The organism is Brevundimonas sp. TWP1-3, assembly GCF_049896085.1.
Classification (GTDB): domain Bacteria; phylum Pseudomonadota; class Alphaproteobacteria; order Caulobacterales; family Caulobacteraceae; genus Brevundimonas.
In genome coordinates, this window is sequence record NZ_JAFCTP010000002.1 from 913599 (window position 1) to 925967 (window position 12369).

The 12369-nt window shown below is 66.8% G+C and carries 8 protein-coding genes; 5 read left to right on the forward strand and 3 right to left on the reverse strand.

What is annotated here, in order from left to right; translation table 11 throughout:
- Positions 1 to 547 precede the first annotated feature (547 nt).
- Positions 548 to 973, reverse strand: a complete 426-nt coding sequence (locus ACP693_RS16360) for a CBS domain-containing protein (RefSeq protein WP_426019660.1) — start codon at positions 971 to 973, stop codon at positions 548 to 550.
- Positions 974 to 1068: 95 nt separating this feature from the next.
- Complete coding sequence (locus ACP693_RS16365) at positions 1069 to 1752, reverse strand: rhomboid family intramembrane serine protease (protein WP_426019661.1); 684 nt, start codon at positions 1750 to 1752, stop codon at positions 1069 to 1071.
- A 118-nt stretch (positions 1753 to 1870) separates the two neighbouring features.
- Between ACP693_RS16365 and hfaA the strand changes: the two genes are divergently transcribed.
- From hfaA to ACP693_RS16385, 4 genes are all read left to right on the forward strand, one after another.
- Complete coding sequence (gene hfaA, locus ACP693_RS16370) at positions 1871 to 2311, forward strand: holdfast anchoring protein HfaA (RefSeq protein ID WP_426019663.1); 441 nt, start codon at positions 1871 to 1873, stop codon at positions 2309 to 2311.
- Positions 2308 to 3324 carry a holdfast anchoring protein HfaB gene (hfaB, locus tag ACP693_RS16375; protein WP_425984855.1) on the forward strand — a complete coding sequence of 339 codons (1017 nt, stop codon included), beginning with the start codon at positions 2308 to 2310 and terminating at the stop codon, positions 3322 to 3324. The genes hfaA and hfaB overlap by 4 nt, the downstream gene beginning before the upstream one ends.
- A complete protein-coding gene (gene hfaD, locus ACP693_RS16380) occupies positions 3251 to 4510 on the forward strand; it encodes a holdfast anchor protein HfaD (protein ID WP_426019665.1) in 1260 nt (419 codons plus the stop codon). Before hfaB ends, hfaD begins: the two co-directional genes overlap by 74 nt.
- A gap of 110 nt (positions 4511 to 4620) precedes the next feature.
- Positions 4621 to 7509: a M16 family metallopeptidase gene (locus ACP693_RS16385; protein ID WP_426019667.1), complete on the forward strand. Its 2889-nt coding sequence runs from the start codon at positions 4621 to 4623 to the stop codon at positions 7507 to 7509.
- A 129-nt stretch (positions 7510 to 7638) separates the two neighbouring features.
- On the opposite strand, the gene ACP693_RS16390 is transcribed toward ACP693_RS16385, so the two are convergent.
- Positions 7639 to 8550, reverse strand: coding sequence for a hypothetical protein (locus tag ACP693_RS16390; protein WP_426019669.1), 912 nt, complete (start codon positions 8548 to 8550; stop codon positions 7639 to 7641).
- A gap of 301 nt (positions 8551 to 8851) precedes the next feature.
- Between ACP693_RS16390 and ileS the strand changes: the two genes are divergently transcribed.
- Positions 8852 to 11773 (forward strand): isoleucine--tRNA ligase, encoded by a 2922-nt coding sequence (gene ileS / locus ACP693_RS16395; RefSeq protein WP_426019670.1) that lies wholly within the window; start codon positions 8852 to 8854, stop codon positions 11771 to 11773.
- Positions 11774 to 12369: the final 596 nt, after the last annotated feature.

Consider the following 12369-nt stretch of genomic DNA (forward strand, 5'->3'; position numbering starts at 1 on the left):
TCATCGATCCGAAGACCGACGCATGGTATCTTTTCAAAAAGACCGCAGATAGTCAGTGTCGTATGATGACCTTCTAGGATCATCGCAAGAACACCGCCGCCTGCGTTTCTCTTTCCAAATCAACAATGTCAAAGACCTAAACCGCATCAGCGGCCCGACTTGTTTAGCGCCGTGTCGTCGGCGGAGGCGGGGATTTAAAGACCGCCGAACCTCATGTCAACCGCTCTTTTCAGAGATCTTTTGGAGAGAAAGGCGAACCCTTCAGACCGCAAGAAACCACCGGAGGAAAGCGAGGCTTACCTCTAAAAACCCGTCGGCGATTCGATTGGAGCGCGGAACCTAGTGAAACCAACCGATGAAAGCAAGAAGTTTTTCAACCCCTCCTTCCGTGAAACCGTGAGGATCAAGACCCCCGCGACCCCGTCGGCCGGCCCGTTTCCGAGCGAGGCGGCTCTATACGTAGACCCACTTTTGTCCGCAACCAGATTCTGACAGTTCGGGGAAAGTTTCTCAAAGAGTCATGATCGATGATCATGAACCAGCAGCATCAGCCTGCGATGTAGGTCCGCAAACTCGCCGCCTCCTGGGCATGCTCTGCGATCTGGCATTTCACCACGTCGCCGATGGAGATGACGCCGACTAACCGTGTGTCCTGCATCACCGGCAGATGTCGGATGCGCCGATCGGTCATGCGGGTCATCAATGCCGACATCTCCTCGCCCGGTTCGGCGAAGATCACCCTGGCGGTCATATAGTCGGCGACCGGACGATCCAGCGCCCCGGCGCCATCGGCCGCCAACGCCTTGACCACGTCCCGTTCGGAAAAGACGCCGACGACATTGTCGCCGTCACAGACGACCAACGCCCCGACTCTTTTCTGCTCCAGCTCCCCGCAGGCCTGCGTCACCGTCAGGTCGGGCGCGATGGAGAAGACGGCGTTTCCCTTGGTCTTGAGGATTTCGGCGACGAACATCGCGGCTCCTTCTCTCTATAAATAGAGACGACCGCAGGGCCGGAATGGCGACAGGGCCGCTCGGGAACCGATGATTGCTCAGCACACGCCAGGAATCAAACGCCGCGGGTGGATTTAGGCGCGACGCCCTTGGCGAACAGCCGGCCCAGCGGCCCGATCGCAAGGAAGCCGACCACGAACCCAACCGCATGGGCTTCCCAGGCGATGCGCGCACCTTCCGCACCGGGGGCATAGCCGATCAGGCCGGTCAGCGCATTGATCCCCATCCAGGCGATAGCTGATGAGACCACGCGACGGTCGGTAAGGGGCAGCACCTTTCCCTGACCACCCAGCAACCGGGTCGCTGCGCCGATCAGGCCGAACACCGCGCCCGACGCCCCGACCACCGGCTCGCTCGATCCCCAATGGATCAGCCCATAGCCCAGAGCGGCCAGCACGCCGCACGCCACATAGAAGAGCAGGAAGACCGTCGGCCCGATCTTGTCCCCGAACAGCCGCGCCACCGGCGTTCCGAACGCCAGCGCCGCGACCGCATTCATGATGGCATGGGCCCAGCCGCCGTGAAGCAGCATGGCCGTCAGCAATCCGCCCCAGCGTCCCTGCTCCAGATCGACCGGCGCAAAGGCCATGCTCATGCCCATGTCGGGCAGATCGCGCTGGAAGAAGAACAGCGTCGGCATCGACAGTACGATCAGCAGCACGACCAGCGGCACGTTGAACGCGGGTTCTCTGACGGGCTGGCTGTTCTGCGGGTCGAATCGACCGGGTGCGTCTGACATCGCGCACAAATGCTCAGTGACCCTCATCACATCAAGCGCTTCTTAATAACCTTAATGCAGGTTGGGGTGCGGATCTCCCCTGGGATCCGCCGTTCGTTTGCGCGCGAGGAACCCTGTAATGCCCGCCAAGAGGCTGTTTCTATCCACCGCCGTCATGGCTCTCGCCGCTGCGGCGAGCCTGCCGGCTGCGGCCCAGTCCACCGGATCCGGCAGCGCGTCGCGCTTCCAGCAGGGTTACGGCGGCGCGCGTTCGGCCGCCAGCACGGCGACCACAGGCTATACCCGCGACGCCAACGGCAATCGCCTGATCGTCAACGGCATCATCCAGTCAGGCGCCTCCTCCTATTCCAGCCAGTCTGGCGGCGTCGCCTCGGCCTATGCCGGCGCCGGTTCGTCCAGCAACGGCGGCACGACCATCGGCGGCTCCACCGCCATCGGCAATCAGCTGAACGTGGTGGTCCAGGGCAGCCGCAACACCGTCATCGTCAACTCGACCCAGACCAACACCGGCGCCATCAACGCCGGCACGGCCCTGAACGGGAACATCGACCTGCCATGAGCCGCCGTCATCTCATCAAGGGGTCCGCCGCCGTGTCGGCCGTCGCCCTTCTCCTCGCCGGCTGCGTCAGCCCGGTCGCGGGTCCGTCGGGTCAGTATGCGACGCCGATCGGCAATGCGCCGGTCACGGCCAACCCCACCCCCTATTCCGCCGCGCTCTATTGCCTGGCCGACTACGCCCGTCGCTATAACCTGCCATCGCCGCGCATGGCCGTGGGCCGGATCAGCGACTACACCGGCACGGTCTCTTCGGACGGCGGCCGTCAGATCACCGGCGGCGCCTCTCTGATGGCCAACTCGGCCCTGGCCAAGGCCGGCGCCCGCATCGTCGAACGCTACGACACCTCGGTGTCCGAGCTTGAGCTGCGCTACGCCAACAACAAGCTGATCGGCGACCAGGCTCCCGAAGCCCAAGGCCCCGAGGACACCCAGTATCGCCGCATCCTGGCCGGCCAGGTGCCCGGCTCGGACTTCTATGTCGTCGGCGGCATCACCGAGGTGAACTACAACATCCGCTCCGGCGGCTTCGACATCGCCGGCGGCGAGGTCGACAGCAACCGCCCGGGTTCGGGCATCGTCAACCACCGCGTCTATGTGATGAACATCGCCATGGACCTGCGCCTGGTCCAGACGACCACGCTCGAAGTCGTCGATGTCGTCTCCTATCAGAAGCAGATCATCGGCCGCGAGATTTCGGCCGGCGTGTTCGACTTCCTGAACGGCAACGTCTTCGACATCTCGGCCGGCACGGGCGGGATGGAACCGACGCAGCTGGCCGTCCGCGCCCTGGTCGAACGGGCCACGGTCGAGTTCATGGCCAACCTCTATGGCGCGCCCGGCCCCGAAATCTGCCTCAACCCCGCCAACGATCCGCTCGGCGATTCCACCGTCGGTCCGACCGGCGGCTATTATCCGGCCTACCCCACTCAGGACACCAACAATGGCCAGACACGCGCCGATCCGTCTCGCTGGCATGATGGCCGCGACGGCGACGTTCGCCGCACTCGCCACTGAAGCGAGCGCGCAACAGACGCCGGCCTGCGATCCGCAAGCCGGTGAAGCCTGTTCCAGCACCCAGACCCAGTCCGGCGACGTCACCGGCCTGGTGGACATCGACCTGTCCGTCGATCAGGTGACCGTCAGCACCAGCGCCCAGGGCAATTCGCTCGCGGGCGGGGTGACGGCCGCCTCCGCCGGTCTGGTCTCGCGCCAGACGATGACCGGCTCCGCCGTGGCGACCAGCAACGTCGTCGTGAACGGCGAGGCCGACGGTCAGCTCAGCGTCGAAACCACCGCGCGCGGCAACTACCTGGGCGTCACCACCAACGGCGCGACCTTCGCCGTCGATGCAACCCAGTCCGCGACCGGCGACCGCGTCCAGGCCGGAACCTATGTCCAGGCGCCGGGCGGGCGCGTGTTGCAGGGCGGCTTCGCGACCAGCACGGCCGTCGCCAACACCGTCGCCATGGGCGGTCCCTCCTCCTCCCTGACGGGCGTGATCGACCAGACGGCCCAGACCACCGTCTTCGCCGAGACCGTCGCCGACGTTCAGTACATCCCCGCGCCCGCCACCTTCTCGTCCCAGGCCATCGCCAATGCGGTCCAGACCAACACGACCGGCGCCTCGCACCAGGACCTGGCCATCCGCCAGTCCAACGGCCCTTCGACGACCGAGGCCCGCACCGACGTCTATGTCGACAACGCCTGGGACCTGACGGTCGGCGCTAACGCCGGCGCCAACCAGGCCATCACGGCCAACGCCGGCGGCTCCATGCTGATCGCGACGGACCAGACCAACGCCGGCCGCGTTCGCGCCGACGCCCGCGTCCAGACCAATCTTCAGGGCCAGACGGTGCAGGGCACCCGCAGCGTCGCCAACGAGACCGTCGCCGGCAACAACGACATCTATCTGAAGCTGGACAACACCCAACTGAACTCCGGCGGGGTCGAGGCCAACGCTGCCTATGTCGGCGTCAACGGCTATGACGCCTATGTCGGGGCCGACGCGGTCGGCAATGCGGTGACGGGCTACGCCTGTTCCCAGTGCGGCGGCGACGTCAACATCACCAACAACCAGACCAACAGCGGCAATGTCACCGCCACGACCAGCGCCACGGTCGCCTCCGGCCGCACTGCCGTCGTCGGCGCCAACGCCGTCGGCAACACCGCCAGCTTCTACATCAGCCGCCCGGGGGGCTGACCCAAACATGACAAGTCGGTAAGGTTCGTCGGTCCAGCTTGCCGGGAAGGCAAGCTCACTTTACACATCCGGGATCGCGCCATCGGGGGTTGCGGTTTCGGAGTGATACCATGCGTTCTGCGCGTCATCTGCTGCTCGTCGCCGTCTCGGGACTGGCCCTTACCACCGGGGCGTTCGCCGCCCCTGCTCTCGCCCAGACCGCAGCGCCCGTTGCCGCCTCGGCAGGCCAGGTCGCGCCGTCCGCCCCTTGGGCCCAGGCCGCCAGCGACATTCCCGCCGATCCCGCCGTCCGTTACGGCCTGCTGCCCAACGGCATGCGCTACGCCCTGCTGCACAATGCGACGCCTCCGGGTCAGGCCTCGTTCCGCCTGCGCATCGACGCCGGTTCGCTGATGGAGCGCGACGACCAGAAGGGTCTGGCCCACTTCATGGAGCACATGGCCTTCAACGGCACCAAGGAGGTGCCCGAAAACGAGATGCTGCGCATCCTGGAGCGCCTGGGCCTGGCCTTCGGCGCCGACACCAACGCCTTCACCAGCTTCGACCAGACCGCCTACATGCTGGAGCTGCCGAACACCAAGGACGAGACGGTCGATCCCAGCCTGCACATCCTGCGCGAGATGATGTCGGCGGCCCTGATGGCGCCGGACGCCATCGATGCCGAGCGCGGCGTCATCGTCGGCGAGGAACGCACCCGCGACACGCCGCAGCTGCGCGTGCTGAAGACCCAGCTGGGTCTGCTGGCGCCCGGCCAGCGCCTGTCCGAACGCCTGCCGATCGGCGACCTCGACATCATCCGAAACGCCCCGCGCCAGCGGTTCGTCGACTTCTACGACGCCTATTATCGCCCCTCGCGCGCCACCTTCATCGCCGTGGGCGACTTCGACGTGGACGCCATGGAGGCCAAAGTCCGCGCGGCCTTCGCCGACTGGAAACCCACCGCCGCCGATGGCCCGGAACCCGATCTCGGAACCGTCGCCGCGCGTGAACCCCAGACCAGCATCCTGGTCGAACCGGGCATCCAGTCCTCGATCCAACTGAACTGGATCAAGAACCCCGACCTGGACCCCGACACGGTCGCCGAACGCGCCGCCGACATCCGTCGCGGCCTGGGTCTGGCCGTGCTGAACCGTCGCCTGGGCGAGATTGCCCGCGCCGACAACCCACCCTTCATCGGCGCCGGCGCCGGCTATCAGTCGCTGTTCGACAGCCTGGACGCCGGCACCCTGTCGGTCGCCTTCAATCCCGGCGGCTGGCAGCGCGCGCTTGAGACCGTCGAACAGGAAAGCCGTCGCCTGGCCGAATACGGCGTGACCGACGCCGAGCTTCAGCGCGAGATCGTCAACACCCGCACCGCGCTTCAGAACGCCGCAGCCTCGGCCGCGACCCGTTCGACTCCCGCCCTGGCCACAGGCCTGCTGGGCGCCGTCAACGACGATCAGGTGTTCAGCGCGCCCCAGACCAATCTCGACATCTTCGACAAGGCCGTCGAGGGCCTGACCGTCGATCAGGTCAATCAGGCGACCAAGGCCGTGTTCGAAGGCCAGGGCCCGCTGGTGCTGTTCAGCTCGCCCGTCCCGGTCGAGGGCGGCGAAGCGGCTGTCACGGCCGCGCTGGAGGCCTCGCGCAACACCCCGATCCAGGCCCGCGCCGTCGAGGCCGAGCTGAAATGGCCTTACGACAACTTTGGCGCCCCCGCCGTCCCGGCGTCGCGCACCGAGGTCGCCGACCTGGGCGCCACCCTGGTCCGCTTCCCGAACGGCACCCTGCTGAACATCAAGAAGACCGACTTCCGCGCCGAACAGATCCTGGTCAGCGCCCGGACCGGCATCGGCGAACTCGGTCTGCCTGCCGACACCCTGTCGCCTCTGTCGATGGCCAGCACGGTCCTGACGCCCGGCGGCCTGGGCAAGCTCAGCCTGGACGAGATCAACCGCGTCCTCAGCGGCCGCACCTACAGCGCCTCGGTCAACCAGGCCGGCGACGCCTATGTCTTCTCTGGCGCGACCAAGCCTGCCGACCTCCAGCTGGAGCTTCAGGTGCTGGCCGCCTATCTGACGGATCCCGGTCTGCGCGCCGCGCCGTTCGAACAGACCAAGGCCATGTTCCCGCAGATATTGGCCCAGCTGGGCGCCACGCCGCGCGGCGTGTTCCAGCGTGACGCCTCGGGCCTGCTGGCCGGCGGCGATGCGCGTGAGGTGACCCCGACCGCTGAACAGGTCGCCGCGATCCAGATCGACGACGTCCGCAACGGCGTCCGCTCGGCCCTGGCCCAGGGTCCGGTCGAGATCACCGTCGTCGGCGATGTCGATATCGACGCCGTCATCGCCGCCGTCGGCTCCACCTTCGGCGCCCTGCCCTCGCGCGGCGCCGAACCGACCCCGCCCGCCGGCTCGACCGAACGCAAGTTCCCCGCCCCCGTCGCCACGCCGGTCCAGCTGTATCACACAGGCCCGGCCGAACAGGCGCTGGGCTTCGTCGCCTGGCCGACCACCGATCAGATCGCGGACCGCAAAACCGCACGCCAGCTGTCGATCCTGTCGGACGTGCTGCAACTGCGCCTGAACGACGAGATTCGCGAAAAGCAGGGCCTGGCCTATTCGCCCAGCGCCGGCTCCAGCGCCTCGGACGTCTATCCCGGCTACGGCTTCATCTCGGTGACGGCGGAAACCCCGCCCGCCGCCCTGCCCAAGCTGTTCGAGACGGTGGACGCCATCGCCGCCGACCTCCGCGACAAGCCGGTCAGCGACGACGAGCTGAACCGCGCCCGCCGCCCGGCGGTCGAACGTCTCCGCCGCAGCATGGCCGACAACGGCTACTGGATGACGCAGCTGGCCGAAGCGCAGTCCAACCCGGCCACGCTGGACCAGACCCGCAACCAGGTCGCCACCCTGGAAGCCGTCACCGCCGCCGACCTTCAGACCCTGGCCCGCCAGTATCTGAAGCCCGGCTCCGCCTGGCGCGCCACCGTCACGGCCCAGGCTGCGGCTGTTCAATAAGCGACCAAGAAAAAGGCCCCGGTTCTCGCGAACCGGGGCCAGTCGTCAGGATCGTCGACGGAGAGCCGACGGTCTTGTTATCTCACGCACCGCATGATCGGCGGCTGAACGGGCCTGTTCGGCTCCGGTTCAGAACACCCGGCCGCCGACGCCGCCGTCCAGGGTGATCACCCCGGTCAGCACGGTTGCGCTCTCGACCTGTTCCTCGCGGTATTCGGTGTATTCCTCTTCGCGATACATCGTCAGGATCTTCACCCCGGCGCCGTAGCGACGCAGCAGCGACCGCTCGTTGCAGTCGCGCTCGGGCTTCTCGGGACGGCATTCCAGCTTGCCGCCGGGGCCGTACCACAGCGCCTCGTGCTTACGGCAGGTCAGGGTCGTGCCGTGGTCGAAGCTGATGTCGCCGTTATAATCCGCGATGGTCGCCTGCAGCCATGTGCCCGACAGGCAGCGATAAAGCTCGCCCTCGAATCCGTCCGCGATCTCGCGATCCGGCCGCACCTGCGAGGCAGGGTGCGGCACCTGGCGGGTGTCGATGCAGACGGCCTGGATGACGACCCGCTTCATCATGCTGCGGAAGGCGGTGTAGGGGGTGCGCACGGTCTGGGCGATCATGCCCTCGACGGCCAGTCCCTGGATCGTGGTGGGATAGGGCTGGTCGACGCTGACATAGGCTGCGCCGCCGCCCCCGCCGTAGCTGCCCGAAAACCCGCCGGCCCGCGCATTCAGGTAAGACCGTGCGCCAGAGTTGGCGTTGGCGTTGGCGCCCGCGTTCGCATTGGCGTTCGCGCCAAGGTTCACGTTCACATTGACGTTGGTGTTGATGTTGCCGTTCCAGTTTCCACCGCCGCCGCCGCCACCGGGACCGCAGTTTCCACCCCCGCCGCACGGGGGCGGCTCGGGCGGAGGCGGCGGCTCGCACGAGGTGCAAGGCGGCGGCTCGCAGCCTGATGTGCATTGCGCCAGCGCCGCGCCGGCGCCCGCCGAGACGGCGAGACCGGCCGCCAGGCCCAGCATCCATTTCGTGATCCGCAGCCGCATCGGCGGGAACTCCCAAACGTAGATTTCGTGTCGACTGGGCAAGACGCCGGCCGATCCTGCATTCACCAAAACGACAAAAGCCTTTCGTTTCCGTTGATGACGCCTGCGCTTCGGGATGGCGCAATGCCGCATCCGTCTGCTAGACCGCCCGCATAATGACCGTCCGCGTCTCCATTCGCCTGATTTCGATTAGCCGCCCGGCGTAGCGCTTCTGGGCCGCTTGGCCCCGTGCACGCCGGGACGTCCGCCCATCAGGGCGAAAGAGAACAGCGAACGACAAATCTAGACGCCGAGACGACACATGGCCGACGCCACCGAATCCAAAGACACCCCTGCCGGCCGCGACTATCGCGACACCGTCTTCCTGCCCGAGACGCCCTTTCCCATGCGCGGCGGCCTGCCCCAGAAGGAGCCGGTCATTCTGGAACAGTGGGGCGACCTTTACGGCACCCTGCGCGCTGAGCGGCAGAAGCAGAACGCCCCCCTCTACGTCCTTCACGACGGTCCGCCGTACGCCAACGGTGACATCCACATCGGTCATGCGCTGAACAAGACGCTGAAGGATTTCGTGGTCCGCAGCCGGTTCCTGCTGGGCTATGACGTCGATTATGTTCCCGGCTGGGACTGCCACGGCCTGCCGATCGAGTGGAAGATCGAGGAACAGTTCCGCGCCAAGGGGCGCCGCAAGGACGAGGTGTCCAAGGACGAGTTCCGCGCCGCCTGCCGCGAATACGCGGGCAAATACATCGACCTGCAACGCGACCAGTTCAAACGCCTGGGCATCACCGGCGACTTCGCCAACCGCTACGCCACCATGGACTTCACGTCCGAGGCGGCCATCGTCGCCGAGTTCCACAAGTTCAAGAACTCGGGTCAGCTGTATCGCGGCTCCAAGCCCGTCATGTGGTCGCCGGTCGAGCGCACCGCCCTGGCCGACGCCGAGATCGAATACCACGACCACGTCAGCCCCACGATCTGGGTCAAGTTCCCGGTCACGGGCGCGTCGGACGACCATCCCGACGACCTGCTGGCCTTCCGCACCAGCACCCCGTCCATCGTCATCTGGACGACCACGCCCTGGACCATCCCGGCCAACCGCGCGATCAGCTACGGCCCCGAGATCGCCTATGGCCTGTATGAGGTCACGGCGATGGAAGAGGGTTTGGAGTTCGCGCCCTGGGCCAAGCCGGGCGACCGGCTGATCGTCGCCGACAAGCTGGCCGAGGATGTGTTCAAGGCCGCCAAGATCGCCGCCTGGACCCGGATCTACGACATCAATCCGTCGGGCCTGGAATGCGCCCACCCGCTGGCCGCGCTGGACAGCGGCTATGGCTTCTCGGTGCCGCTGCTGGCCGGCGACCATGTCACCGACGACGCGGGTACGGGCTTCGTCCACACCGCGCCGGGCCACGGCGCCGACGACTTCGAGGTGTGGAAGGCCCACGGTCATCACGAGGTGCCGGACACGGTCGATCCCGACGGCGCCTATTATCCCGGCGTCCCCCTGTTCGCGGGGCTGAAGGTGCTGGAGACCGAGGGCAAGAAGACCGGCAAGTTCGGCCCCGCCAACGGCGCGGTGATGGAAAAGCTGATCGAGGCCGGAAACCTGCTGGCGCGCGGCCGGCTGGAACACTCCTACCCGCACTCGTGGCGCTCCAAGGCCCCGATCATCTTCAGAAACACGCCCCAGTGGTTCATCCGCATGGAAGAGTCCCTGGCCTCGGGCGACAGCCTGCGCGAGACGGCGCTGAAAGCCATCGACGACACCGCCTTCCACCCCGCCGCCGGCCGCAACCGCATCCGCTCGATGGTCGAGGGTCGTCCCGACTGGCTGGTCAGCCGCCAGCGCGCCTGGGGCACGCCCCTGGCCATGTTCATCGACAAACAGACCGGCCACCCCCTGCATGATCCCGAGGTCGACGCCCGGATCGTCGCGGCCGTCGCCGATCACGGCGCCGACATCTGGTTCACCGCCCCGGACGGCGACTTCCTGGGCGCGCATGACCCGGCCCGGTACGAGAAGGTCGAGGACATCCTGGACGTCTGGTTCGACTCCGGCTCGACCCACGCCTTCACCCTGGACCCGCGCCTGCCCGAGCACGGCTATACCGGCGACCGCCCGGCCCACTGGCCGGCCGACCTGTATCTGGAAGGGTCGGACCAGCACCGCGGCTGGTTCCAGTCGTCGCTGCTGGAAGGTTGCGGCACGCGCGGCCGCGCCCCGTTCAAGGCGGTCCTGACGCATGGCTTCACCCTCGATGAGAAGGGGGAGAAGATGTCCAAGTCCAAGGGCAATACGACCGACCCCCTGACCATCATCAAGGAGAGCGGCGCCGACATCCTGCGTCTGTGGGTGTCGCTGGTCGACTATTCCGAGGACCAGCGGATCGGCAAACAGATCCTCCAGACCACGGTCGACGCCTATCGCAAGCTCAGGAACACGGTCCGCTATCTGCTGGGCGCCCTGGCCGACTTCGACGAGGCCGAGCGGCTGCCGCTGGACCAGATGCCGCCGCTCGAAAAATTCATCCTGCATCGCCTGTATGAACTCGACGCCCATGTGCGCCAGGCCTATGCCGAATACCGGTTCCAGGACGTGGTGCGTCCGGTGCTGGAGTTCTGCTCCAACGACCTGTCGGCCCTGTATTTCGACATCCGCAAGGACGCCCTCTACTGCGACCGGCCCGACAGCCTGCGCCGTCGCGCCGCCCGCACGGTCATGGACGAGGTCTTCATGCGCCTGACCGCCTGGCTGTCGCCCCTGACGCCGTTCACGATGGAAGAAGCCTGGACGACGCGCTTCCCGGATGCGGGCACGAACTGCGCGCGGGTGATCCCGGAGACGCCGGCGGAATGGAACAACCCGGCCGAGGCCGAGCGTTGGGCCGCGATCAACACCGTCCTCGAAGTGGTCAATGAGTCGCTGGAAGCCGCCCGACGCGAGAAACTGATCGGCGGCGCCTTGGACGCTTGGCCGACGGTCACCGCACCCGCCGCTGCCTTCGCCCCCTTTGAAGGCCTCGACGCCGCCGAAATCTTCCGCACTTCGGGCGCCGACCTTGTCGAAGGCGAGACCATCTCCGTCACAGTCGCCACCGCCGACCACCCCAAGTGCGCCCGCTCCTGGCGCCGCGTCCCCGACGTCGGCTCCGACCCCGCCTACCCCGACCTCTCGGCCCGCGACGCCGATGCGGTCCGATACTGGGACCAGACGCACGCCTGACGAACCCTTCCCCCTCGGGGGAGAAGGTGGCTCGCGGAGCGAGACGGATGAGGGGGTTGGTTCCGCAGCCTCTCCCTCACCGTTTCGAGGCGGATAGATACCCCTCATCCGAGGCCTCCGGCCCCACCTTCTCCCGCAAGGGGAGAAGGAATGCTTGTGCATATTCTTTCGTCATTCTCCGGCGAGCAGAGCGAGACCGGGAAACCCAGCGGCGCGCGACAGCGCGAACCTGTCGCGGACTCGCTGACAGCCGTGCGGCGGATACATCGCCTTCGGCGCCGCTGGGTTCCCCGGTCTGCGCCGCGAAGGCGCGGCTTGCCGGAGAATGACGAAAGTAAAAGGTGTTGGCCCAACCATCACAATGACGCTGGTCATTCGCAGCGATTTGAATCGCTTGCCGATTTATGTCCCCGTTCTCCTGCCCACAGGGTCAAACCGCCGCATAATACACCCGTCCCGTCGCATCGGAGGGCTCGCTTGGCCTGCGACCTTGCGGCGGCGGGAGCGGATGGAACGGGAGCGGGTCTGAAACGGCTCGCGTCGGCGGCGACACATGGTGCGCCGTCGGAGGGTCGAGGGGGATACTCGGCCGCACT